Source organism: Cohnella sp. WQ 127256 (genome assembly GCF_024519285.1).
GTDB lineage: Bacteria > Bacillota > Bacilli > Paenibacillales > Paenibacillaceae > Cohnella.
This window is the reverse complement of record NZ_JAMZCY010000001.1, coordinates 1,068,038-1,093,227: the sequence shown is the minus strand read 5'-3', so window position 1 is coordinate 1,093,227 and position 25,190 is coordinate 1,068,038. Positions and strand designations below refer to the sequence as shown.

General features: G+C 45.9%; 28 protein-coding genes. 3 read left to right on the top strand and 25 right to left on the bottom strand.

The window, feature by feature from the left end:
* Positions 1–33: 33 nt before the first annotated feature.
* The 10 genes from M1K58_RS04695 to pdhA form a co-directional block, all read right to left on the bottom strand.
* Positions 34–1,113 carry a hypothetical protein gene (locus M1K58_RS04695; protein WP_256757499.1) on the bottom strand — a complete coding sequence of 360 codons (1,080 nt, stop codon included), beginning with the start codon at positions 1,111–1,113 and terminating at the stop codon, positions 34–36.
* Between the two features lie 134 nt (positions 1,114–1,247).
* Positions 1,248–1,571: a hypothetical protein gene (locus tag M1K58_RS04690; protein ID WP_256757498.1), complete on the bottom strand. Its 324-nt coding sequence runs from the start codon at positions 1,569–1,571 to the stop codon at positions 1,248–1,250.
* Between the two features lie 102 nt (positions 1,572–1,673).
* Positions 1,674–3,170 carry a glutamate synthase subunit beta gene (locus tag M1K58_RS04685; RefSeq protein ID WP_256757497.1) on the bottom strand — a complete coding sequence of 499 codons (1,497 nt, stop codon included), beginning with the start codon at positions 3,168–3,170 and terminating at the stop codon, positions 1,674–1,676.
* A gap of 124 nt (positions 3,171–3,294) precedes the next feature.
* The gene (locus tag M1K58_RS04680) at positions 3,295–3,786 is read right to left on the bottom strand and encodes a dihydrofolate reductase (RefSeq protein ID WP_256757496.1); all 492 of its coding nucleotides are present in this window, start codon (positions 3,784–3,786) and stop codon (positions 3,295–3,297) included.
* Positions 3,787–3,835: 49 nt separating this feature from the next.
* Positions 3,836–4,630 carry a thymidylate synthase gene (gene thyA, locus M1K58_RS04675; RefSeq protein WP_256757495.1) on the bottom strand — a complete coding sequence of 265 codons (795 nt, stop codon included), beginning with the start codon at positions 4,628–4,630 and terminating at the stop codon, positions 3,836–3,838.
* 66 nt (positions 4,631–4,696) lie between these two features.
* Positions 4,697–5,188 carry an acyl-CoA thioesterase gene (locus M1K58_RS04670; protein ID WP_256757494.1) on the bottom strand — a complete coding sequence of 164 codons (492 nt, stop codon included), beginning with the start codon at positions 5,186–5,188 and terminating at the stop codon, positions 4,697–4,699.
* 200 nt (positions 5,189–5,388) lie between these two features.
* Positions 5,389–6,810 carry a dihydrolipoyl dehydrogenase gene (gene lpdA / locus M1K58_RS04665; protein WP_256757493.1) on the bottom strand — a complete coding sequence of 474 codons (1,422 nt, stop codon included), beginning with the start codon at positions 6,808–6,810 and terminating at the stop codon, positions 5,389–5,391.
* 3 nt (positions 6,811–6,813) lie between these two features.
* The gene (locus M1K58_RS04660) at positions 6,814–8,154 is read right to left on the bottom strand and encodes a dihydrolipoamide acetyltransferase family protein (RefSeq protein WP_256757492.1); all 1,341 of its coding nucleotides are present in this window, start codon (positions 8,152–8,154) and stop codon (positions 6,814–6,816) included.
* Positions 8,155–8,170: 16 nt separating this feature from the next.
* The gene (locus M1K58_RS04655) at positions 8,171–9,148 is read right to left on the bottom strand and encodes an alpha-ketoacid dehydrogenase subunit beta (RefSeq protein WP_256757491.1); all 978 of its coding nucleotides are present in this window, start codon (positions 9,146–9,148) and stop codon (positions 8,171–8,173) included.
* A gap of 89 nt (positions 9,149–9,237) precedes the next feature.
* Positions 9,238–10,344, bottom strand: coding sequence for a pyruvate dehydrogenase (acetyl-transferring) E1 component subunit alpha (gene pdhA, locus M1K58_RS04650; protein ID WP_256757490.1), 1,107 nt, complete (start codon positions 10,342–10,344; stop codon positions 9,238–9,240).
* Between the two features lie 247 nt (positions 10,345–10,591).
* On the opposite strand from pdhA, the gene M1K58_RS04645 reads away from it, so the two are divergent.
* Positions 10,592–11,338: an alpha/beta hydrolase gene (locus M1K58_RS04645; RefSeq protein ID WP_256757489.1), complete on the top strand. Its 747-nt coding sequence runs from the start codon at positions 10,592–10,594 to the stop codon at positions 11,336–11,338.
* 55 nt (positions 11,339–11,393) lie between these two features.
* On the opposite strand, the gene M1K58_RS04640 is transcribed toward M1K58_RS04645, so the two are convergent.
* From M1K58_RS04640 to M1K58_RS04630, 3 genes are read right to left on the bottom strand one after another with little or no spacing between them, the layout of a single operon-like run.
* Positions 11,394–11,927 (bottom strand): hypothetical protein, encoded by a 534-nt coding sequence (locus M1K58_RS04640; RefSeq protein ID WP_256757488.1) that lies wholly within the window; start codon positions 11,925–11,927, stop codon positions 11,394–11,396.
* 2 nt (positions 11,928–11,929) lie between these two features.
* The gene (locus M1K58_RS04635; RefSeq protein ID WP_256757487.1) at positions 11,930–12,397 is read right to left on the bottom strand and encodes a low molecular weight protein-tyrosine-phosphatase; all 468 of its coding nucleotides are present in this window, start codon (positions 12,395–12,397) and stop codon (positions 11,930–11,932) included.
* Complete coding sequence (locus tag M1K58_RS04630; protein ID WP_256757486.1) at positions 12,394–13,035, bottom strand: trimeric intracellular cation channel family protein; 642 nt, start codon at positions 13,033–13,035, stop codon at positions 12,394–12,396. The genes M1K58_RS04635 and M1K58_RS04630 overlap by 4 nt, the downstream gene beginning before the upstream one ends.
* Positions 13,036–13,201: 166 nt before the next feature.
* Between M1K58_RS04630 and M1K58_RS04625 the strand changes: the two genes are divergently transcribed.
* A complete protein-coding gene (locus M1K58_RS04625) occupies positions 13,202–13,858 on the top strand; it encodes a thiamine diphosphokinase (protein ID WP_256757485.1) in 657 nt (218 codons plus the stop codon).
* Here the strand turns inward: M1K58_RS04625 and M1K58_RS04620 are convergent.
* From M1K58_RS04620 to M1K58_RS04610, 3 genes are read right to left on the bottom strand one after another with little or no spacing between them, the layout of a single operon-like run.
* The gene (locus M1K58_RS04620) at positions 13,855–14,628 is read right to left on the bottom strand and encodes an MBL fold metallo-hydrolase (protein ID WP_256757484.1); all 774 of its coding nucleotides are present in this window, start codon (positions 14,626–14,628) and stop codon (positions 13,855–13,857) included. The genes M1K58_RS04625 and M1K58_RS04620 overlap by 4 nt on opposite strands.
* Positions 14,629–14,661: 33 nt before the next feature.
* Positions 14,662–15,333, bottom strand: a complete 672-nt coding sequence (locus M1K58_RS04615; RefSeq protein WP_256757483.1) for a GNAT family protein — start codon at positions 15,331–15,333, stop codon at positions 14,662–14,664.
* Entirely contained in the window at positions 15,305–15,964 is a 660-nt protein-coding gene (locus M1K58_RS04610) for a GNAT family N-acetyltransferase (protein ID WP_306220248.1), read from the bottom strand. The genes M1K58_RS04615 and M1K58_RS04610 overlap by 29 nt, the downstream gene beginning before the upstream one ends.
* A gap of 337 nt (positions 15,965–16,301) precedes the next feature.
* On the opposite strand from M1K58_RS04610, the gene M1K58_RS04605 reads away from it, so the two are divergent.
* On the top strand, positions 16,302–16,790 hold the full coding sequence (locus M1K58_RS04605) for a C40 family peptidase (protein WP_256757481.1): 489 nt from the start codon (positions 16,302–16,304) through the stop codon (positions 16,788–16,790).
* Positions 16,791–16,905: 115 nt separating this feature from the next.
* On the opposite strand, the gene M1K58_RS04600 is transcribed toward M1K58_RS04605, so the two are convergent.
* The 9 genes from M1K58_RS04600 to mutM all read right to left on the bottom strand — a co-directional run bounded on the left by M1K58_RS04600 (position 16,906) and on the right by mutM (position 25,176).
* Positions 16,906–18,282, bottom strand: a complete 1,377-nt coding sequence (locus M1K58_RS04600) for a sensor histidine kinase (protein WP_256757480.1) — start codon at positions 18,280–18,282, stop codon at positions 16,906–16,908.
* Positions 18,279–18,977: a response regulator transcription factor gene (locus M1K58_RS04595; protein ID WP_256757479.1), complete on the bottom strand. Its 699-nt coding sequence runs from the start codon at positions 18,975–18,977 to the stop codon at positions 18,279–18,281. Before M1K58_RS04595 ends, M1K58_RS04600 begins: the two co-directional genes overlap by 4 nt.
* 366 nt (positions 18,978–19,343) lie before the next feature.
* Positions 19,344–20,957 (bottom strand): serine/threonine protein kinase, encoded by a 1,614-nt coding sequence (locus M1K58_RS04590; RefSeq protein ID WP_256757478.1) that lies wholly within the window; start codon positions 20,955–20,957, stop codon positions 19,344–19,346.
* Between the two features lie 108 nt (positions 20,958–21,065).
* Complete coding sequence (locus M1K58_RS04585) at positions 21,066–22,118, bottom strand: 23S rRNA (cytidine(2498)-2'-O)-methyltransferase RlmM (protein WP_256757477.1); 1,053 nt, start codon at positions 22,116–22,118, stop codon at positions 21,066–21,068.
* A complete protein-coding gene (locus M1K58_RS04580; protein ID WP_256757476.1) occupies positions 22,085–22,864 on the bottom strand; it encodes an ABC transporter ATP-binding protein in 780 nt (259 codons plus the stop codon). Before M1K58_RS04580 ends, M1K58_RS04585 begins: the two co-directional genes overlap by 34 nt.
* A complete protein-coding gene (locus tag M1K58_RS04575; protein WP_256757475.1) occupies positions 22,861–23,181 on the bottom strand; it encodes a thioredoxin family protein in 321 nt (106 codons plus the stop codon). The genes M1K58_RS04580 and M1K58_RS04575 overlap by 4 nt, the downstream gene beginning before the upstream one ends.
* On the bottom strand, positions 23,174–23,518 hold the full coding sequence (locus M1K58_RS04570; protein ID WP_256757474.1) for a cyclic-phosphate processing receiver domain-containing protein: 345 nt from the start codon (positions 23,516–23,518) through the stop codon (positions 23,174–23,176). The genes M1K58_RS04575 and M1K58_RS04570 overlap by 8 nt, the downstream gene beginning before the upstream one ends.
* On the bottom strand, positions 23,515–24,357 hold the full coding sequence (locus M1K58_RS04565) for a deoxyribonuclease IV (RefSeq protein ID WP_256757473.1): 843 nt from the start codon (positions 24,355–24,357) through the stop codon (positions 23,515–23,517). The genes M1K58_RS04570 and M1K58_RS04565 overlap by 4 nt, the downstream gene beginning before the upstream one ends.
* Positions 24,358–25,176, bottom strand: coding sequence for a bifunctional DNA-formamidopyrimidine glycosylase/DNA-(apurinic or apyrimidinic site) lyase (mutM, locus tag M1K58_RS04560; RefSeq protein ID WP_256757472.1), 819 nt, complete (start codon positions 25,174–25,176; stop codon positions 24,358–24,360).
* Positions 25,177–25,190: the final 14 nt, after the last annotated feature.

The following is a 25,190-nucleotide window of genomic DNA, read 5'->3' as shown; positions in this document are numbered from 1 at the left end:
TTGATCTAAACCTTCGGAGGCAGCTCCTATTTTTCAAGGTACTGGGGGTAAACTATTTAACTTATTGAAAATTTTCCTAACCCCATCGGACCATAACGGATCCTCGGCGTAAGTTTTGTTAAACCAACTGAAAGGGTCATGCCCTTCCGGACGACTCTTCGCTAGCTTAACAATCAATCTTGAAGCAATACCTACGGAGTTGTGAATATCGGTATTGTAGTCCATCCAACTATGACCTACGTTAAACGGATTGTTCGCTATGGTCTTAGCATCTTTGCCCTTCTTCGGTACAAAGCCTTGCTCCTGACCCGTAATTGCGAATAACAACAAAGGATTAATATCGTATTCACGAGCCGTGTCTACTATGGCTCCAAAATATGGCTCTTCTACAAGTAAGGAATCTCGACTCTTTAAGTATGTTTTAAGAGCGGCAACATCGATATCCGCATATTTCAAATGCTCTGGCATTCCGATATCAGGCAACTGTTGCGGTGCTTGAACGATCGCGATCGGCGTGACAGCGATAACTGGCTGCTTTACTGCTGGCTGGTTAAGGAACACAGCTACCCCAACAGCACTAACGATAACTACCGTTAAAATACCAAGAGTAGCAGCAGTCCAATACCGATTGCGCAGCAACTGCCTAACTCCCCATCCCAAGCGATGGATACCCCAACGATGCTTTTCCAGTTCAACATTCCCTGCGATTTGCTGAATCACTGCTAATGAGTCAATCTTTCCCCTATTCAAGCGGGAAGCGATCTGCTCGGCACTCCATCTGCCTGGTGAACGCTCATTCATCCAGCTCAGAATCGGCTGCATGAGCTGATCCCGGAGCTGCTCATCATCATAATCGAGCTCGGCGCATACATCGAGCACATCATCTGACTTAATATCTCTACGTTCACTTACCAAACAGCGAGTGATTAACTGATCGACAATCTGATTTTTCATTTCAGTCGGGATATTGGGTAGCCTCGTTTGTAGAGTGCGGCGTATCGCGTCAGCGACGATCTCTGCACGACGATTGCCCGGAAGCGGCGCATATTTCGTATGCACATAACGACGGATCGTATTCACATCTGTCGGTGACAGCAGTGCTACGCTTTCCATGACTTCGCCTCCCCATTCCCAAATATACACATTCATAGTTTATCATAGAGGAAAGATTTGGGGGAAGCCCTGTCCAACGAACTATTTGTAGACATGATGCGTGCTGGAGCGAGATTTAACGAAAGAATGCCTGCTTATTCGACTGTTAATGCTGCGTTAATAATCGCTTGTTGAACGGGTTTGGAACGAATAAATTCATTTATTTGATCCTTCTCCCATTCAGTCAGTTGGTATTCGCTATCACAGTCTTCGTCGAGGGTAACCAGTTGTAGCGGATGTCCTTGATGCGTACAAATCGCCATAATTTTGAAATCATTCAGCTCTAGCGGCAGCGGGGTGTCTTCCTCCGTCTCCACGGTCAAGGTGACATCCACCCACTGATGATCTCGTTTCTCTACTTCATATTGAAAGCTCTTAAATTTGAGCTCGTCCCATTGTTCGTTACTGTAACGGATCACTTCAATACTCCCCTTATCCTAGGTTATAAGTATTCTATTCGTTCAAAAAAGAGGCCGTTCCCAGTCAAGCGGAACGACCTCTTCTACATTAAACCATATCCGTTAAGGTAGCAATGTGCTCCCCATAAGGAATTTATCGACTTCACGAGCGGCTTCCCGACCTTCATTAATCGCCCAAACGATTAAGCTTTGACCACGTCTCATATCTCCAGCCGCGAATACCTTATCCACGTTGGTTGTATATTTGCCATAACGAGCTTTAACATTCGTACGGCGATCTGTATCCAGACCCAATTGATCGATGATCGTGCGTTCCGGTCCTTCGAAGCCAACAGCAACAAGTACAAGATCCGCAGGCCATACTTTCTCTGTTCCTGGAATTTCTTCATAGATTTTGCGACCTTGCTCGTCCACGTAACGACGAATTTGTACTGTGTGAAGCTCCTTGACGTTACCCTGCTCATCCCCAACGAATTTCTTCGTTAAGACAGAGAAAGCACGTGGATCTTCTCCGTACAACGCTCTCGCTTCCTCATGCGCGTAATCAAGCGTATAGACGTTCGGATATTCTGGCCAAGGATTATTGCTTGAGTCACGCTCTAGCGGTGCCTTAGCATGCGTACCGAATTGTGTCACACTCTCACAGCCATGACGAACTGCAGTTGCCACGCAGTCAGTTCCTGTATCTCCACCGCCGATGACGATGACATGCTTCTTATGTCCGGATATATAAGTGCCATCTGGGAGCTGAAGCCCATTATCCAAGTAGCTCTTGATTGTGCTGTTCAAGTAATCCATAGCTTGGTAGATGCCTTTAAGCTCATGACCTTCTACATTGCCAATCGGACGAGGCTTTGTAGCACCGCCACAGAGCACAACGGAATCGTACTGCTCAAGTAAATCATTCGAGGAAATATGTTTGCCGATTTCCGTATTTACGATGAACTGCACGCCCTCAGCTGCAAGAATATCCACACGGCGTTGAACGATATCCTTCTCCAGCTTCATCGAAGGAATACCATAGGTTAGGAGGCCTCCGAGACGATCTGCTCTCTCGAACACGGTAACCGAATGTCCCGCTTTGTTTAACTGCGCCGCAGCGGCTAGCCCAGCAGGTCCGGAGCCCACGACTGCGACTTTCTTACCTGTACGAACTTTAGGAGGTTGCGGTACAACCCAACCTTCCTCGAATGCACGGTCAATGATCGCTTGCTCTATGGACTTAATCGTTACAGGTTCGCCGATAAGTCCCACTGTACAAGAGCCTTCGCATGGCGCTGGACAGACACGTCCTGTGAACTCAGGGAAATTATTCGTTTTGCTAAGCCGATCATAAGCTTCTCTCCAGAGCCCACGATAAATCAGGTTATTCCACTCAGGTATCAAGTTGTTTACTGGGCAGCCGGATACGCTCCCACCAATCTCAATCCCTGTATGACAAAATGGTGTACCACAATCCATGCAGCGTGCGCCTTGCGTGCGAAGCTGCTCCTCAGAGAGCATCCGGTGGAATTCATTCCAGTCCTTGATGCGTTCCAACGGATCACGGTCGCTATGCAGCTCCCGTTTATATTCCATAAACCCCGTAGGTGTCGACATCTTCTTCTCCTCCGTCTGTCTGTATCTTCGATAGTGCACTTATTCAACATTTTATAGTCGATGATAAAATATCCTATCAAAAGCACACGCCAGTCAGAATGGATTATCCGTAATATTGTTTGTACTATTTCATAGTTGAGCGTTCATATACGCAAAATGCATGTGGAAGTAGGTTTTTGTCGTCTAGAACACCCTCGTCTCGCGATACTAAATTCCATTCCTTCCGATCAAAGTCGGGAAAATAAGTATCTCCCTCGAACGGCTGTCCGATCTCTGTTAATTGCAAGCGATCCGCCACCTCTAGCATTTGTGCATAGATGTCAGCACCACCAATGACCATTAACTCCTCATCCCCATATTGGGATATGGCTTCGGAGATGGAATGGACTAATTGACAGCCCTCTGGGGCTTCCTCAAGAGTTCGCGACAAAATAATATTAGTCCGATCCTTCAACGGGCGTCCCAATGATTCATACGTTTTGCGACCCATAAGAACGGGCTTTCCGGTCGTATGCTTCGCAAAATATTTCATATCAGCAGGTAGTCGCCAAGGCAATTTATTATCCAAGCCGATGACTCCATTAGAGGCGACAGCAGCTATAAAGGTTACAGTCATTGTCATTTTCCTTTCGATCGAATAGTCGGGTCAGCGGGAAAGCCCTTGCTCACACGGCTACTGGAGCTTTAATAGCTGGATGGTACTCATAATTGGCAAATTCGAAATCTTCGAATGTATAATCAAATATCGAATCAGGCTTACGCAAAATATTAAGTTTAGGGAGTGGCAACGGATCTCTAGTCAGTTGCTCCTTCACTTGCTCTAGGTGGTTGCTGTAAATATGAACATCCCCTCCAGACCAAATAAATTCCCCAACCTCAAGACCGCATTGCTGTGCAATCATATGAGTTAATAGGGCGTAAGAAGCGATGTTAAACGGAAGTCCGAGGAACGTATCCACGGAACGCATCGTTAACATGCAAGATAATTTCCCTTGTGCCACGTAAAATTGAAAGACGAAATGACAGGGCGGCAGCTTCATTTGATCTATAACAGAGACGTTCCACGCGCTCACAAGATGTCTGCGGGAGTCTGGGTTATTTTTAATCCCATCAACCACCTGCTGAATCTGATCGATCGTACGGCCATCCGGCGTCTCCCAAGCACGCCACTGAGAGCCGTATACGGGTCCTAGATCCCCGTTCTCATCTGCCCATTCGTCCCAGATTCGAACGCCATTCTCTTTCAAATAGTGAATATTGGTATCACCTCTCAGAAACCATAGCAGCTCATGCACGACCGATTTGAGATGAATCCGTTTCGTTGTCACAAGTGGGAAACCTTCTGATAAGTCAAATCGAAGCTGTCTGCCGAACACAGATAACGTCCCTGTCCCTGTTCGATCTTCTTTCACTGCTCCGTTATTAAGTACCTCTTGAAGTAAGTCTAGATAATTGCGCAAGGAGAATACACCTCGACGTAAGATTTTGTTGTTAATTGTAACATGTACTCCCCCGCTTGTCAGTCGTCAGTCTGTGGAGGAATACCTCTCCGCTCGGCGCTTCTTACGAAACTCGTAACGTTCTGGGGCACTATCGAACAATTTTTGCTCCGCTTCATTTTCCGGTTTCACGGGGGGAACGGCTACAGGTTTACCCTTCTCGTCAACAGCGACAAAGGTAGAGAATGCGGTACAAGTCACTCTACGCTCGCCTGTAAACAAATTCTCTGCTCGGACAACGACATACACTTCCATGGAGCTACGATGCGTTGAGGTAACGAATGCCTCAAGCTCCACCGCCTCCCCCATCCGTATGGGTGACAGAAAATCGAGACTATCCGATGATGCCGTAACAACAGGCTTACTACAGTGGCGCATGGCTGCTATTGCACTGATTTTGTCGATATATTTCATCAGTGTTCCACCGAACATCGTCCCATGATGATTCGTGTCTGTAGGAAAAACTAGCTCTGTCATAATCGAACGGGATCGACTCACCGGCCTTGTTTCTTCATTCATTTAGGGCTCTCTCCTTTATCCACCAATTGCGGTTAACACTTTAGAACAATATATTCTGCACGTTCATACCTTTGAACTGACAGAGCTCTATTCAGATGAAATCGTACAGTCGGACGGTCGCTAAAGGAAAATAAACCTTTATGAAGGTCAATCACAACGAAATGTCGTGAAGTCCTCATAAAGGTTTATTTGTTGAAAAATTATGATTTAGGAGCTAAAGTGTGGATCGGATGACCCATGGCTAGTTCAGCAGCGTCCATCGTAATTTCCGCTAATGTCGGATGAGCATGGATCGTAAGAGCGATATCTTCGATCGTAGCGCCCATCTCGATTGCAAGACCGATCTCAGCGATCATGTTAGACGCTTCTACGCCGGCGATTTGTGCACCAAGCACAAGACCATTGTCCACGTCGTGAATGAGCTTCAGGAAGCCGTCAGAGCCGTTCAACGTTACCGCACGACCATTACCGCCGAACGGGAACTTGCTGGACTTCACATTATAGCCTTTTTCCTTCGCTTCCTTCTCAGTATACCCAACGCTTGCGCATTCAGGATCAGAGAAAGCAACAGCTGGAATACATTTATAATCAACTTTGGATGGCAATCCGGCAATCGCTTCAGCAGCGACCTTCGCTTCGTAAGAAGCTTTGTGTGCAAGTGCAGCACCCGGTACGATATCACCAATCGCGAAAATATGCTTGATGTTTGTGCGGCATTGATCATCAACTTCGATCAAGCCACGCTCGCCAACTTTAACGCCGATCAGATCAAGGCCAAGCTCACCATCCGTATTCGGACGACGACCTACAGTAACGAGCAAGTAATCAGCTGTAACCGACTTTTGCTCTCCACCCACCTCATAAGTAACCGTAACGTCTTTATCCGTTTGCTCAGCACCCTTAGCAAGTGCGCCGTTAACGATATCTACGTTAGATTTCTTAAGCTTCTTCACAACAAGCTGGCTCATGTCTTTATCGAAGCCTGGAAGAACTGTATCTGCACCTTCAAGTACAGTTACTTTCGTTCCAAATTTCGCGTACATTTGACCAAGCTCGATTCCAATATATCCACCACCGATAACGATTAGGCTCTTCGGCAATTCAGGCAGAGATAACGCTTCGGTGGAGGACAGAATACGTCCGCCGAATGGGAAAGGCTTAAGCTCGATAGGACGGGAGCCCGTCGCGATAATACAGTTCTTGAAACGGTAACGTGGCGCTTCTTGGTCATTGAACAAACGAGCTTCGTTTTCATTGATGAACATAACTTCACCATTGAACATTTGAACCTTGTTTGCTTTCAGTAGCATTTCCACTCCACCTGTCATTTTGTTAACGACGGATGATTTGTACTCCTGAACTTTACCAAAATCCACGCTTACGTTTTCCGCTGACAATCCAAAATCGGATGCATGCTGCATCGACTCGAAATGGTGAGCGGCATTAATCAACGCTTTTGAAGGAATACAACCTACGTTCAAGCAGACCCCACCAAATTTAGCTTTGTCCGCGATAATAACTTTCTGACCTAATTGTGCAGCACGAATTGCGGCTACGTAACCACCAGGACCGGCACCAACGACGAGCAAGTCGATGTCTAGAGAAGCGTCTCCTACGACCATGGATTACACCTCCATAACTAGCAGTTCAGGATCACTGAGCAGCTGTTTAATGTAATTTAAGAAGTTCTGTGCAGTTGCACCATCGATAATACGGTGGTCAAAGCTTAGGGATAGAGCCATTACAGGAGCGATAACGATCTCGCCGTTCTTAACAACGGCTTTCTCCGTTATGCGACCCGTACCGAGGATAGCAACCTCAGGGAAATTAATGACTGGCGTGAAGAACATACCACCAGCGGAGCCGATATTCGTAATTGAAATCGTGCTGCCTCTCATTTCGTTCGGAGCCAATTTACCATCGCGTCCACGGATTGCAAGGTCGCGGATTTCATTGGCGACGGACCAAACATTCTTGCGATCCGCATCGTGAATGACAGGAACGATCAAGCCGTTATCCGTGTCCGTAGCGATACCTATATTGTAGTATTTCTTATAGACGATCTCATTAGCAACTTCATCAATCGTAGCATTAAGCGCCGGGAATTCGCGACACGCTGCAACGAGAGCCTTAACGATGAATGGCAAATAAGTAAGCTTGACGCCCTTCTTCTCTGCTACAGGCTTAGCTCTTGTGCGAAGCGCAACAAGACCTGTAACGTCCACTTCATCCATTAAAGTGACATGAGGAGCTGTATACACGGATTTAACCATGGCATTAGCAATTGCTTTACGGATTCCTTTGAATGGAACTCGCTCTTCAACGCCTGGTCCACTTACAGTAGCTTTCGGCGCTGCTGCACTAGCAGCTGTAGCTGCTGGAGCTTCAGTACTCGCTTCAACTGCCGCTGCCGCTTTTGGTGCTCCACCGGTTGCAAAACCTAGAACATCATCGCGAGTAATGCGACCGTTTTTACCACTGCCCGATACTTCAGCAATCACTACGCCTTTTTCGCGAGCAAGCTTGCGAACGCTTGGCGTTGCCAAGACTAAAGCTCCGGATGCAGGCTTCGCTTCAACTGCTGCCGCTGGTGCAGCTGCTTCAGTCGCCGGCTGTTGAGCTGGCTCACCTTTTGTATCCGCGCCACCAACCGCACTGTTGCCGCTAGCTCCGCCAACAGCTTGTGCTTGATCTTCAACTGAAGGCTCTTGATCTGGTACATCGCCTTCTGCCTCGATGATCGCAACAACTTCGCCAATATGCATAACCTGTCCGTCTTTGGCACGCACTTCAACGACTTTACCGTTAACTGGACATGGCACTTCTACGATTGCTTTATCGTTCTGAACTTCCATAATAATATCTTCGTCTGTAATCATCTGACCAGGCGTAATATGCATTTTGACGATTTCGCCTTCATGCAAGCCTTCGCCTAGCTCCGGGAACCGATATTCGAATCTCGTCACATGGAGACCTCCTCAATTAGAACTGAAGAACCTGATTTGCTGTTTTCACGATACGAGCGATACTAGGCAACCAGGCATCCTCGACTTGCGCGAACGGATACACGGTATCAGGTCCTGCGCAACGAAGCACGGGTGCTTCCAAGTGCAAGATAGCTTTTTCGTTAATTTGTGCAATAATTTCTGCAGCTGCTCCAGAAGTTTTCTGAGCTTCCTGCACAACCATAGCACGGTTTGTTTTCTGAATGGAAGCCACGATTGTATCGATATCAAGCGGCATAAGTGTACGAAGATCGATTACTTCAGCAGAAATACCGTTCTTCTCCAATTCTTCTGCAGCTTTCATGGAAGTATGCACCATTAGGCCATAAGAAAGAATGGTAATATCTTTACCTTCACGAACAACTTTAGCTTTACCGATGGGAACTGTGTAATCCTCTTCTGGTACTTCATCACGGAATGCATGGTATAAGTTCAAATGCTCCATGAAAAATACAGGATCATTATCGCGAATAGCTGAGATCATTAGACCTTTAGCATCGTATGGGTTAGAAGGAATAACAACTTTAATTCCCGGAGTTTGGATAGCCAAGCCCTCAAGGGAATCTGTATGCAATTCTGCAGCTTTAACACCGCCGCCGAAAGGAGTACGAAATACAATTGGTGCGTGGTAACGTCCGCCGGAACGGTAACGTAAGCGCGCTGCTTGGATGAACATTTGATCCAACGCTTCATAGATAAAGCCTACGAACTGAATTTCAGCAATTGGACGAAAGCCTTGCGTTCCAAGACCAACAGCCAATCCGCCAATTGCGGATTCAGCAAGCGGTGTATCGAATACACGAGACTCACCGAATTCCTTTTGCAAGCCTTCCGATACACGGAACACTCCACCCACATTACCCACGTCTTCTCCAAAGAGGACTACGTTAGGGTCGCGTTTCAGCTCAACGCGCATTGCGTCGCGAATCGCTTCTTTCATATTCATTTGAGCCATGCTGTTAAACTCTCCCGTCTAAGAGCGATCTACTGCGGAAGATGTTGGAACATCACCGCAGGTCGTCTCTATTTTAATCAGCAAATTTATTATTGGAAATCGGCTTTTTGCTCTTCAAGATGCGCTGGTGTCGTTTCGAACATCGAATCGATCAAACCTGCAACGGTCATTTTCTCCGTTTGCTCCGCTTTCTTGATATGCTCGTTCACCGTATTTTTCGCTTCTTCTTTAACACGAGCAGTATCTTCTTCCGTCCATAGGCCCTTCTTCTCCAGGAACTTACCAAAGCGCACAAGTGGATCCCTCAAGCTCCACTCTTGCTCTTCTTCTTTAGTCCGATATTTCGAAGTATCATCTGCCATGGAATGTGGACGATAACGATAAGTCAATGCCTCAATTAGAGTAGCGCCACCGCCGTTACGGCCGATTTCTGCTGCTTCTTGAACTGCTGAAATAACCGCCAGTACATCCATGCCGTCAATTTGTTGACCACGAATACCTGCAGCAAGCGCTTTGTGAGCGATCGATTGGGCAGCCGTTTGTTTAGCGAATGGAGTTGTAATCGCATAGCCGTTATTTTGTACAAAATAAACAACTGGCAACTTGAATGCGCCTGCGAAGTTCATGCCTTCGTAGAAATCACCTTCGGAAGAACCGCCATCACCTGTATAAGTAATCGCAACGCGTTTCTCGCCTTTAAGCTTAAAGGCCATAGCGATACCTGTTGCATGCAGCACTTGCGCGCCGATAATAATTTGTGGCATCAAGACGTTAACGTCTTCTGGGATTTGACCCCCATGCTGGTGACCACGCGAATACAGGAAAGCTTGATAAAGCGGAAGTCCATGCCAGACTAGCTGTGGCATATCGCGGTAGCCAGGGCAAATGAAATCTTCCTTCACCAATGCATACTCGCTTCCAACCATTGTCGCTTCTTGTCCGGATACAGGAGCATAGAAGCCTAGACGGCCTTGACGACCTAAATTAATTGCCCGATCATCCCATGTACGCGTGAAAACCATGCGATACATAATTTCTTTCAGTTGATCGTCAGACAGCTTAGGCATACGTTCAGGATTGACGACATCGCCTTCTAATGACAACACTTGCAATGGTGTGACATCTTCTGACCAAACTTCGTGCGAATTTTTTGTGCCGGATTTGATTACCGGAGCTTCAGTGGATACTTTACTCATAAGGTTCACCTCATCTTTAATTGTGGAAGAGGGCTTTCTGTTATATTATTATTATATCCCTGTTTGTATGGTTTGGTCAAAGAAAAACTCGAAATTTCCTTTAATTATCTAGCTTCTTTCTAATTCATGTTTGTATAACAGTGTTATATAATTTGTATAACAGCTTAATACAATTCACCTTTAATCGCATTCAATTGGTTTGCCCAAGCTTGAGTTTTCCCATACTTGTCAAGGAGGTTTGTCACACATGAGCGACAACCCACTATTTAAACGAACGATTCATAAGCATGAAGTTCCAAGTCATATTTTACCTGAAGGAAGCCGCACAATTCGAGTCTATTTGCCACCTGGTTTTCAGCAATGGATCAGTTACCCTGTCGTTTATTGTCAGGATGGCGAAGATTTTTTCAACTTCGGACGAATTGCGACCCATACTCAGAGACTTATTCTTGAGGAGGATTGGGAGCCATTTATTATTGTCGGAGTTGAGGTGGACAAAAGTCTTCGCACTTCGGAATATACACCTGATGGGGCTCGCTATCGTTTATATACCCAATTTTTCGCAGATGAATTAATTCCTTGGGTGGAATCCCATTATCCCGTGCGTGATGTTCCTGAACAAAGGCTTCTAGCCGGTGACTCCTTAGGAGGAGCCGTGTCATTGTCACTCGCCCTCACCTATCCTAGCCTGTTTAACCGAATCCTATCTCTTTCTGGCGCATTTTATGATTGTTATGTCGAGCAGATTGAACAAGCCTCTTCTTTAGACAAAATGAGAATTTGGATGCTGGTCGGACTTCAGGAAAATGAGTTCGCAACAGATCGAGGGACGTTCGATTTCGTGGCTTTGAATCGAAGTGCATTTAAGCTATTGGAGGATAAAGGAGCCGCTGTTCATTACTTGGAAAAAGACGGAGAGCATAAATGGGGTTTTTGGCAAAATGAGATACCTGGAGCGCTAGCCGCATTCCTAGGCCCAAAATCATTTCTTTAACCCATAAATATTAAGGGTTGTCGTATAACATTTCTCACGACAGCCCTTAATATCCTTAATCGTCATTCTTTCTGGGAGGCAACTGCTCATCCATCTTGTCAAACAATCGTTTTACCTCATCTTCCCCTTGATCCGACTGCTTGTGAAAGGCGATTAGCTGCGCACGGATATATGCTTCCGTCTCCGCGTAAGTTTCCTCTTCAGACAAACCCTCAGGATCATACCAAACAAACCCACCCTGCGGACCATTGCGCAAATATGGACGGTCCCATTGCTGAGGGTACTCAAATATTGGAGAGTCAAGCGCCAGCGCAATAACGTCATCATGCTCCAAGGGGAGTAAATGATGATATTCCTCCTCGACCCCACCGCCTGCGACATGAAGATGAAAAACGGCATAATGCAAATAATGCTCGCCCATTTCCGTGTCCTTAATAATCCGATACAGCTCAGTGGTGTCTTCCTTCAACACTTTAATCGACTCCATGCGCCGAGTAAGCTCATCCTGAGTAACGAATCTAAGCTGCTTAAACGATAAGGGGAACGAAGCTGTAGGAGTATCGTCCGAGCTTTCAACAACTTCTCCCATAGCTATAGTTCCGTTTTGATCTGTTTTAATATTTTCATGCAGCCGTCCTTAACCATCTCGTACACTTCATCGAAATTGCCCGTGTAGTAAGGGTCAGGAACATCGTCTATTCCTTTCTCTGGTAGAAAAGAAAGAAAACGAACGACCTTGGAGCGAGTCGAATGCCCTAAACGTTCTTGAATATCACGTTCATTTTTTGTATCCATAGCTACGATGAGATCAAAGCTCCCTCCATCTGTATCCTGAAGCTGTCTAGCTTTCATACCATCGTAGGAAATCGAATTCTGATCCAGAAGCTTACGCGTACCCTCATGAGGAGGATGACCGAGATGCCAATCTCCTGTACCCGCCGAGTCGACGGTAATTATGCTCTCCATCCCTTCACTTTTAACCAAATCACGAAACACTGCCTCCGCCATTGGCGAGCGACATATATTTCCTAGACAGACAAACAATACGGAATAACTCATGACTGACCTCCTGATTGGTTCTGACCACCCGCGATATGTATTTTGCGACGCGGTAGCTTCCATTTGTAAAATACGGATAACATTCTGAACACGACGATTAATAGGAACAATGTGAATAGCTCCCAAGGCATATTAATGTTCATTATACCCATTACGAACCCAGCCGCTATGGCCCACATTGCATAGATCTCATCACGAAGAACGAGCGGCTTTCGTCCGGCCATAATATCCCGAATCATTCCTCCACCAATTCCGGTGAGCATTGCGGCAACCATGACGGCACTTAACGGTAGATTTGCTTTAACGGCGAATGAAGCTCCTTGAATGGCGAATGCCGCAAGGCCAATCGCATCGAAGAATGCCTCTCCTTTTTTCCAATGATGAATCCAATCAATTGGAAGGATGAATACGATAAGGATGGCAACCCCTGCGGTCTTGAGAAATAACCCTTGATTCCACAACGTCGTGACCGGTACGCCGATGAGCAAATTACGAATAATTCCGCCGCCAAATGCAGTAACTAATCCTAATACAAACACACCTAAAATATCGTATTCCTCTTCCATTGCAACGATAGCTCCACTTACAGCGAATGCGATTGTACCTATGAGGCTAAAAACATGAAATTCCCATTCCAAACTAAACTCTCCCCCGCACTATCGCCTTCAACCGTTTCATTCGCAATGTTTGTCGATTCTTATGAATTCTTACTCATTGTAGCGGGAAGCCCAGGTGTTCCGCAACGATCATTTTCCCGTTATACTAAGAAAATAACTAGCTTGACCGAACATTAGGAGGTTCAATATGCTGTCCAAGCTTTCCCATACTCGCGCGCTCATCTATACCGGAGGTAATCTCGGCCCATGGGCATTAGATTGTATAGATTCTAAAGATTACATCATTGGTGCCGATCGTGGTGCTGAATTTCTTATCGCTAACGGTGTTACTCCCCATTTGGCATTAGGTGATTTCGATTCCATCACCCCTGGACAATTGCAGCATATTGCGAGTATCACTAGTGAACTGCTGACTTGCGATGCGATCGACAAGGATTGGACCGATACGGAGCTCGCTGTAAGAGAAGCAATAAGTAGAGGCTATCACGAAGTCATTGTCTTAGGAGCACTAGGTACCCGCTTCGATCATGGATTAGGCAATGTCCATTTACTGCGCCAAGCTTCTGAACAAGGCTGTAATTTGACGTTGATCGATGAACATAATGAAATTCGCCTCTGCACCGACAGTCTTCGGTTAGAAGCGAATTCACATTTTCCCTATACGTCGCTTCTACCGCTAACGCTCGAAGTGACTGGAGTTACTCTTGTTGGCTTTCGGTATCCATTAAAGGATGCCACATTAAAGTTAGGATGGTCTCTCGGGATCAGCAACGTGCTCGAAGACGTCCAGGGTACGGTGTCCATATCTGACGGACTGCTTCTCGTTATTCGTAGCCGAGATTAAACAGTTACAATCATCCCCGTTGTTGCGAGCTTCACATGTGACGGTAATTCATAGTCGCTTCGCACATCCACATCGTGTGAAAGATGAGTAAAAATTACCCTTTCAGGCTTCATTTCCTCTGCAAGCTGTAAGCCTTCCCTCATATCGTAAACAGATCGTGTATCCATAGGATACTGTTCTTCCACATAATTTGTACCTAGCACCATTAATGCCAAGCCGGCTAATGGTGCTTTCTGTGTTTCCGTCAACTGGATCGAATCCGAACAGTAAGCCCAGCTTATGTTACGCTCCTTATGATCGAAGCGGTAAGCATAGGAGTAGCCATTTTTCCCATGATTCACTTTCCAAGGCGTAACTCGCCAAAGTCCATAGTTCAATCCAGAATCATTTTCCGTCATTGTAAACTGTCTTTCAATCCACGGAAACCGCTGGCGGATCTCGCTTAACACCTCACGTGGAGCAAATACTTCTGCCTTTTCTTCCCGCCACCTGCAAGCATCAGCCCACTCGGTCAAACCACCAATGTGGTCAAAATGAGCGTGAGTCACTAGCGCTTGTTGGATGTGACGTAAGCCCTGTCTCTCCATTTGAACACGCCAGTCTGGCCCACAATCCAATAGCAGAGGAGATAACCCCTCAGTTTCTAGCAACAGAGAAGAGCGTAGACGTATATTTGCTCCGGTCGTACGAGATTCCTCGCAAACCGTGCATTCACAATAAACTCTTGGCGTCCCCATCGAGTCGCCTTGACCAAGAAATGTAATTCGCATCGTAAATCCCCTTCATTTGTCCAACAGTAGAAGTTATAAAGCTGACAGATGGATTTCCGAGAGGGTGTCCAATTGAGAAATCATCTCCACCCATTCCTTCGGTTTATTAGGCAAAGCAGAATAATATTGCTTAAGAAATTGAGTGACGAGATTTGCAGGAAGCTCTAGCAAATCCTCATCAACCGGACAAAAGCCCAAATCCAGTTCTGATACCGCTTTGCCTTCGTGATCCCATGACGGATGTACATACGAGAAATCAAGCTTCTTATACCCAATGTGAGATAACACTTCACGTCGGACCGCTGGATGCATCGGAAGCACGTTGCCAAATGTCAAATAGGAAACGGTGTGGGGCTTATATATTTCTGCGAACATCCCAAGCGATTGTGTCCCACTAACGTGTTGAAGGTGCTGGATATCCTTGGCTCGCTGAACAAATAAGAAACGGCCGACACCTAACCCCATTACACCAATAATCGTAAAATCAGTCATCGCCACTCGCATATCAGGATAATAGCGGTATTCCGTCGCCCCCACAACATTATCTTGATGTACAGCGACGTAAACGTGAATGTCGGGATCCTCGATAGGTTCCTTCCATAAATCGAATTCAAGAACCTCCTCTGGCGGAAATATCGTGCTCATTAGACGATGCATAGCTGCAAAATGAGGATCGTCAATTGATCTTACTCGAATGTACTCCATTCCATTCACTCCTCTTAAAGGGGTTTTTCCATTCCATTAACACGCCATAATGAGCGGAGTCTTCATCTTCTAAATAATGGGGAACGATACCAATCGGCAATCTTCCACACCGTAGCATAAAAGTGATGACTGGATCGAATAACATTCCATTCGTTACACGCTCGACATACAGCTCTGGTGTCAATGTGTCCATATACCTATAGTAGCCAGGCATCCGACCGACACCAAGCAAGCGAAGACAATCCAGATGAACGACAGTCTCATACATAGACTGCAATAACCACTTACCTAATCCAAGCTTGCGATACTCTGGGGCAACACATAGGTCTGCCACATAGACGGTATCCCCATTAGACTCGTGGTTGCGAATGTAACCATCGTCAGTAGCCGTAGACCAGTTATGGGGTTTTAGATCATCTATTGTTGTCCGTAATGCCGTCATAGAGCCAACAATACGTCCATTGATTTCTACACAAAGAGCCCCTTCGGGAAAACGTGTAATATGCTCCGTTAATTGAGCTTCATTCCACCATAACTCTGAAGGGTATGGCGGAGGAAAGCTTAATTGCTGTAAAGCGATTAAGTCCGTGAAATCCCCCCTATCATATTTTCGTATTGTCACCGGTAGCATTCGATCGCCATCCGGTATCCTTAATTGCTTAAACACCTATCCATCTCCTTTACTCAATTCCCTTCCAAAACCATGACAAAATACCCCTTACTCACTTCCTATATTAAAGGAAGTATTCCGCATGGGGCAACCCTGAATCAAGTTAATTATCGTTATAAAACGTGGAACAGGAGGTTATATGTAAAAAATGAGAAAATCCTCATATTATTCTAAGAAAGTACTCCAAAGTGTTCCGACGCCAACTTTTTCTTTCTTTTTGGTAGGATTTAGGGGAATGGTGTTTTGATATACTTTCATGGTAGCACCTGCAATTGGTGCGCGATGGAGGGATATCAGCATGAGCTTTAAAATCACACTCGTACGAAAAGTGGTCAGCGTAAGCCTTTGCGCTGTCATTGGATTTACCGGTATCGGCTTGGGGAATGTTCAGCAAGCTTCCGCAGCTACATCTAAAGCGGACAAAATCATAACGCTCGGAAAAAAATACATAGGCGTTAAATATCGATTTGGAGCACCTTCTGGCTCAACTTCCGCATTCGACTGCTCCAGCTTCACACAATATATTTATGGCAAATACGGCGTGAAGCTTCCTCGTGTATCCAGCACTCAGGCAACTAAAGGCTATAAAGTGGCAAAGGCAAACTTGAAGAAGGGGGATCTCGTATTTTTCAAAGTCGCACGTACTGGCAATAAGATCGGACATGTGGGTGTCTATGTAGGTAACAATAAAATGCTGCATACTTATGGAGCGCCAGGAGTGACCTATTCTTCAATTAACTCAAGCTATTGGAAGTCTCATTACGTGACCGCACGTCGCGTTCTGTAACCTCTCTACAATAACAATTAACGTTCAGGCTTTGAAGAAAGTTGCAATCAAAAAACGGCAAATTCGGGAAATTCCGAACTGCCGTTTTTTTCAACTCTTTTGCAAGGCTTCATTATCATGTATTGCCGTTATGTTGATTAAATTTGCGGGGCAAATAAATGGAGATCGTCGTTCCCGTACCCGGTTTACTATACACTTCCACATCCCCTTCATGGATGTCTATAATTTTCTTCGCAATCGAAAGCCCTAGACCACTGCCTCCCGTTGAACGATGCCTTGCTTCATCCACTCTGTAGAAGCGTTCAAACATATAGGGAATTTCACTTTCAACGATACCGATGCCGTAATCACTCACCTCTAGCTTAATCCCGTTCTTCTGTTGGCGAATACGAACATCGATCGGCTCCTTACTGTACTTGATCGCATTATCGATCAAAATAAGCAAAAGCTGTCGGATTTTATCTTTATCCCCTTTAATATGAACAGGTGAATTGGGGGAATGCACCCGAATTTCCCGCTGGAAGGTTTTACCGAGAACCCCGGAAAGCTCCTTAACCACAATTGTCACATCAAATCTTGATACACTCAACCAATCATCTTGCTCCGCCTCTGCTAATGTAAGCATGGAGCGAATCAAATTCTGCAGCCGTTCAGCTTCTCTGGAGATCGCTTCAATTGCTTCATCTCGCACTTCTGGTTTATCTCTTCCCCAGCGCTTCAACATGTCTGCGTAACTTGAAATAACCGTCAGTGGCGTCTTTAGCTCATGTGAAGCATCCGCTACGAAATGCTTCTGATGCTCGAGTGTACGATCAATGCGATCGATCATCTGGTTAAAGGCTCTGACCATTTGCTGAAGCTCTACCGATTCCTCTCGACCATTCAGCTTCACTCGATATAGCTTACCGCTTCGATCAATTTCCCGCATTGTTTGGACCATCTGACCGATAGGACCTGTCAAACGCGAAGTAAACCAATACGTGCCGAATATCGCGAATACAATCGCACCAATGGTCGTTATACTTAATGCCCCAACTAAGATTTGCAAATAGCTGTCTAATACCGTAAGACGACGAGCCGCCTCCACAGTACCAATCAAATGTCCTTGATCAAAAAACGGCATAGATAAATAAAGCACACGTTGACCGTTAATTTGTCTTGTTTCGGATTGATTATAGACTTGCATCTGCGGTGGAATAGAAAGGAGCTGCTCGTCCGTACCAACATGGTTAACAATACGAACATCACCTGTGACGATTCTCATCATCTCGTTGTAGTTGTACATGTCGCTCAGCAGCTTAGGATCCTCGAACCCACGCATCCCTTGCTTGCGTAGATTCTCAATAACCAAATCCGCCTTATTCGTAAGGAGTTGTAACTCCCCGCGTGTCGTGACACGAATAACGAAGAAATACACAAAAATATTGTACAAAATCAAAATAAAGATTAACCAAAAAACCGTAAATAAGGTGAATCTTGATCTTAAGGTCATGCATCCGGCTCCTTCAGCATGTAACCAACGCCTCGCACCGTATGAAGCAGCTTGTGGCGGTAGCCTTTATCCATCTTCTGTCTTAAGTAACGAATGTACACATCTACGACGTTCGTATCCCCGATGTACTCATAACCCCACACATCGGATAAAATTTCATCCCTGGTTTTCTCGCCATTCTTATGTTTGGCTAAGTACAGCAGCAATTCAAATTCTCGCGGGGTCAGGTCAATAGAATGATCTTTCCGGTAAACCTTACGCGTTAAGAGCTCGATAGACAAATCCCCGATACGCAATACATCTTCATTCTCACCTTCACGGGATGCCTTGAATATCCGCAATAAATTCCGCACTCGTGCTAATAGCTCTTCCATTGCAAAAGGCTTCGTAATGTAGTCGTTGGCTCCATGCTCGAAACCACTCACTTTATCTGGAACTGTGTCTCTAGCTGTTAATAGAATAACTGGAACCGCCCCATCGTTCTGCCTTAATCGACGTAGCACTTCCACCCCATTAAGCTCTGGAAGCATTACGTCAAGGAGGATAAGATCCCACTCCCCTGAAATTGCCATCTCCAAGCCTTTGCGGCCATCCGCAGCTCTTCCGACGCCATAGCCTTCATGTTCAAGCTCTAATTGCAGGATACGAGCAATAGAATCCTCGTCTTCGATGATTAATATATTTTCATTGTTCATTCAAGTCACCTCGTAAATAAAAGTATTGTTCAATCATTCAGCTCTAACACTTAATACTGCTCTTATCCGTGTATGAATTCGTAATCGAGACCAAAAAGGCATAACCCCAGCACCTAACCACAAAGGATGGGAGAAAAATGAAAACCAATATAATGATGGCTCTAATATACCCCTCCATACCGGAAGCGGATACAGCGCCTAAATAAGCAGTGAAAGTAAATAGAAATTATAACAGTCGAAAATATCCGATAGGATTTTCTTCCTTGCTAAATGCAATCTCCCATGTCCATTGTAACATGAGTGTCAAAGTGTTGGAAAATCGGTCGATTAATGCAGATCATTAAAATCAAATCCGCTTGATTATCGTTATCTAGTCCATGAAGAAATCCATTTGCGAAGCCCCTTATCCACAGCGTTTATACATTGTTGTTCCCCCGGTATCCCATCACCGCGCCACAACGCGTTCAGCATGGACACTCCAGAAAGATCAGGAAAATACACCTCCGGCTTAGTTGGAAATAAAGAAAGCCATTGCTGCCGATCAGGAAAGGGTTGGTCTCGATTTGCTAGCCACACACTTTCCGTATGACGTTTCTTAGCCTGCAGCTGCAGTTCCATGCACGAGTTTTGTCTACGGGGTGACCATTTTACCGGATAGCAATCCACTACCATCACAAGTTGATCCACCGACCTAGTTAGCCAATCCATCATTTCCGGCTCATCCCATCGACTTGAAACATCAAGAAGTACAATTGGGGCGCCTAGATTTCTTAGCCAGCTCGCAAACGCAGTACTTGGCTTCTGACTCAACCATTCATTAGGATCTGAAGGATAATAAGTTGCTTTGCCATTGCGCCATGCTGGAACAGCCGCTTGTTGACCATGGGCATGAGCATAAACAGCTCCCTTGGGCATTCTTCTAGCTCCATTAAGGAGCGCAAATAGCTCTGAGTCGCTTCCTGGACATTCAACTAATGCATGGGCAATGCCATGACGTGCTAAAGACGCTGACAAGGCAACAGAGACAAAAGTCGCTCCAGCACCTGAATAAGCAGATGTGAGTGCGATAACCGTAACTGTATCTTTATTCCCATAAGATTGAAGATCGTAATCATCACCAATACGTGTATTACGATCATAAAAATTCACGCTGATTCCCTCCGTTGCCTGTTGGATCAGCTTGAGCTCGGAGTATAATTGATGCGCTGATTGTGGCCGTTCATCAGCATGAATCGCTAATAATTGCTCTAATAAATCCAAAAATTCGGTAGGTACATCATCCTGGAGAACTCGCTTCAACGAACCTCGATGCCTGATTGCAAATTGCCCACCAGACAACAGATGGTAGACGAGCGCTCCTAGCCCGTACAAATCGGTACGACTGTCGGATTGCTCCCCTCGAAGCTGCTCTGGAGCTGCAAATCCAGGAGTACCGAGTTGTAAAGTATCACTAAGCCTATTCTCCTCATAACGACGAGCGATTCCGAAATCAACGAGGATCGCTTTATTATGCCGGTCTAATAACACGTTAGCAGGCTTAAGATCACGGAAAACAATAGAAGGATTTTGTGCGTGTAAATAGATTAGCACCTCACACAGATCGATCATCACCCCGAGGACGAAAGAAAATGATAGCTTAAGCTCGTATCGCACAAACCTCTCCGCAAGAGTATCGCCCGCGATATAGTCCATCACAATACAAGCGACACCCTCATCGTTAGGAGGATAATAGTCCACGATCGCAGGCAGATGAGGATGATCTAATTCACTCATCACCTGCGCTTCTGGCAGGAAGGAACGACGTTCGTCCGGGAGCGGTCTAGTCAGCTTCAATGCTCTGACTTTCCCACCAAGTCGAACATCCTCAGCCAAATATACACGCCCCATCCCTCCCTTACCTATGGGCATCACAATGCGATATCGTTCTCCAAATAATTGTCCTGGAATAAGCTCCATCCCTAAATGTCGTTGATCCTGCATCGTCATACCCCTCTCCAATTTGAACATAAAAAAACCGCACCACAGAGCGAAGCCCTGAACTTACTAGGCTTCACCCGGATGCGGGATGCTTTCCCGTCAACGGATCCTTTATTTACGTTTCACCCACATTGTAACTTCTTCACGGTTATGAAACAACTGCTTAACTTGGCGAATGTCAAATACTCGGCTATAGCTTTCCGTAATATCCTGAATGCTCTGAAAGGGTTTACGATGCATAAGCTTTAACGTAATGATCCCTGATCCTCCAGCAGATAGGGAAGAAGCGAGCTCCGAGACGATACGACAGGTGTGACGCGGATCCCAGCTCATATCACATACTAAGAGATCGAATGAGCCAGGAGCAAAGGATACATCCGCCGAATTCTGTCTCAAATGCCGAAGCCTAGGATGATATTCCAAGGCTGGGTCCATCTCAGCCGGATCAACCGCAGTAACCTTTAAACCTCTCTCCAGAAGGACTGAAGTCCATCCACCAGGGGCTGCACCCAAATCCAAAGCATTCGAGAATTGGTCTAAAGGCAATTTAAACGCCCGTTCAGCTTCCAGCAGCTTGAAGGCCGCACGAGAGATAAGTCCTTCATCTTTACGAAACCTAACGGCACCACCCGGCCAGTCAGACAAGTTATTGCGCGGGAGTGAGCATCCCATATACAGCTTTTTCTTCGATGCATAGATAGATATGATCCAATCAGAGTCACGGGCTACGACCTCGCCACCTAGCTCCTGAATGATCGGAGCTATAACATCTCTTCCCTCAGCCGAGGAATAAGGAAATGGACTACTCTGCTCTTTACGAACCTGAATCGCAACTTTCTTGCCTTTGATACGTTCTGCCAAAGTAGCTGCATACTGATTCAGCATCTCTGCGGATTGCTCCGGACTTTCCGTAACATCAGTTTCTTCATCTATCGGGAACATATGTCTTAGGAAAGTCGGCTCATTGCGACGCAAATCTGTAAGAAGCGGATCCGGGTCGAAATCTCCAGTCGTGAACAAGAATGTTTCTCCCGGCGCAAGTCCAGATACTTTGGTGCCTTGAATACGCCTACGCAGCTCTTCCATTGCGTAGGGTGCGAATCCGGGATTGGCAGTTCCGACATAGGTGATCATAGTCCATGCCCCTTCCCGACTTCGATCCACGGTCGATCATCCTTCCACTTGATCTCAAGGGGAAGGTCGTAAGCCTCTTGCAGCTTGTCCGGAGTTAGCACATCATGCTTAAGACCAGATGCAACTAACTGACCTTGTGACATAAGAGCAACATGCGTAAAGAGAGGAACAATTTCTTCGATATGATGTGTAACATATAGAATGGATAAATTAGTCGAAGCTAGCTCGGATAAAGAATGAAGAAACTTCTCGCGTTCGAATAAATCCAATCCTGCGCACGGCTCATCCAGGATAATAAGCTGAGGAGATGCCATCATCGTGCGAGCTAATAGCGCTTTTTTACGTTCACCTTGTGAAAGGGTTGAGAAAGGTAGCTCAGCAAGTGATCGTAATCCAACCCGCTCCAACTCCAGATAAGCACGCTCGCGAACCTCATCCTCCACTTCCTCGTAAAATCGCAAATAAGCAAAAGCTCCGCTCGCTACGATCTCCCATAGCGGATCCCGAAGCGTCATTTTCTCGATTAAGGAAGGACTGATGTATCCAATTTTCTTTCGTATTTCCCTTAAGTCTACTTGACCGTAGCGGTTACCAAGTACGTCAATCTTACCTGAAGTTGGGTATAAATATCCCATTATCATTTCTAGAACCGTGGACTTCCCACAGCCATTCCGGCCAAGTATTGCCCAATGCTCGCCAGGTTTTACGTTCAAATCGACTCCGCGAAGTATATCACGCTCGCCACGGCGAAAGGTCAAACCTTGTAAATGAATCATTGCCTATCCCTCGCAATTCTCAATTGTTCCACCAGCTCCGTTACAGAGGGGAACCGATAATGTTTATTCCACGTGCCATCCTTATGCTTCATGAGAAGACAAGGCACACTTTCGATCTGGAACATCTGTGCTAGATCAGGCATGACATTAATATTAGCAGACATTAGCTGAATTTCTGGTACGATTTCCGTTGCTACTGCCAGCATTCGCTTCGCTGCTAAACAGGTTCCACATAATGGCGTATGTATGAATAGTGCGAACGGTGCTTGCGTGAAGGTCCATTCTCGTTTCCATTCTGTTGCTTCCCATTCACGCATTACGACTATCTCCTGCGGCAGCTTCGAGAACATGAGAAGGCATCGGTCCGTCGTGTATCTTAACACCCGGAGGATTAGCCCCTCTCAGTGCCTGTACCATCTGAGCTCTCCCCAGCATGCTTGAGGAATGAACGAATACTTCCTTGGGGTACTTTCCACTCACAATGATCCCTTGTACGACAGCAAGACCATTCGGCTCGCCAAGACCAAGCTCAAAGTCGAGTGAAAGGATATTAACCTCACTCACGGACAAGAGCAACAAGCACTCTTCCGCTGAACGAGCCACAACAAATCCGCTTGGACAAGGTCGTACATCATCTAAAAATACATTAATCATCTCTGCGCCTCCCCCGACAATTGCCGCAAAAGTTGGATTTGTTCTCGATGAGTCCCGCTTTCTCCTGTTGGCGTTTCTAATACGAGCGGCAGTTGGCCCATTTCCGGTGTAGCCATAAACTCTATAAAACCATCACGCCCGATCCAGCCCTCCGCAATTGCGGCATGCCGATCTTTGCAAGAGCCTGACGGATAACGAGAATCATTTAGGTGAATCGCTTGTACATGATCCCAGAAGCCTAAACCTCTAGCACGCTCTGCAAATGATGTCCACTCCCCTTGCCTCCATTCTCCGCTAGCGAACAAATGACAGGTATCCAAACAAAACCCCACCTTCTCGGGTTGTTGGATTAAGGAACGGATTTGCAGCAGCTCCTCAGGCGTCGTTCCCATCGGCCCATGATCCCCCGCTTGATTTTCCAGCAAAATCAGCGCATTCCCTTCCCACAGGGAAGTTACGTTATTGATCCATTGTATTATATTTCGATAGCCCTGTAACGGGTCTTTCCCTTTGTAATGACCAAAATGGACGATGACCCCGATGGATCCACAAGCTTCGGCGATTTCCAAATCATTAAGCGTGCATAATGCCATTCGCTGAGCTGCTTCTCCCTCTGTTGCCGGATTGACCAAATAAGGCCCATGCGCGATAGAGACAACATCATTTTCTCTGCACCACTTGGCACAATTCTCAGCATCGGATCTATTGAAAGCCTTAAGCTCAAGTGTGCGAGGATTTTTCGGAAAATATTGAAAAGCTTGCCCGCCAAGGGCAACCGCATGTTCCGCTGCCTTGCGATAACCATATCTCGTGCTCACATGGCTTCCGATTGTTGTCATTTAGCTATCCTTTTGACATTGTGGACAGAAAAACATTTTGCGGCCGGTTAACGTTTCAAACTTAATAGGAGTACCACATTCATAACAAGCTTCGTCCATACGATCATACACCTTGCAGAGATTATTGTATCCGCCGGTTAACGTATCTTCAGCAGTAAGGGGGTGCTCCATGTAGCCTCCCGCTTCCTTTGCTTCTGTGAGGACATGACGAATCGAATGATAGAGACGCTCAGTTGCCGTAGCATCAAGAGTGTTCGCTGCTATCGCAGGGTGCAGCTTAGCATGAAAACAAATTTCATCACTGTAACAGTTGCCAATACCGGCTAGAAACCGTTGATCTGTTAGTGTTGTTTTCAGCTTACCTTTTTTCTGTCCAAGTCGTTTCTGGAACGCTTCCAGTGTCAACCGCGCATCATATGGATCTGGACCTAACTCCTTCAATTGCTCAATAGCTGCTTTCGCGGTAATCCGATGAAGATATCCGAGACGTAGCCCGCCGAAATATAAAGACAATCCATCTCCGAATGTTAGGATTACTTGAAAATGGCTGTCCTTCTTCGGACCCTCTTCACCATAGGCTAGCCAACCGCCAAGCATAAGATGAAGTAACAGACGATGACCATCATCTAGATGGAATAAGAGATTCTTGCCTCTACGCTCCACAAACAAGACAATACGATTAACGAGTGCAGCCGTAAATTCATCAATCGGCTCATTAATTGAAGCAGCACGATTTACAGTCACTCCGGTTATTTTCTGTCCGCATAATAGCGGGGATAATTGTGAGCGGTAATGCTCCATTTCTGGTAACTCAGGCATTTATGATCTTCCCT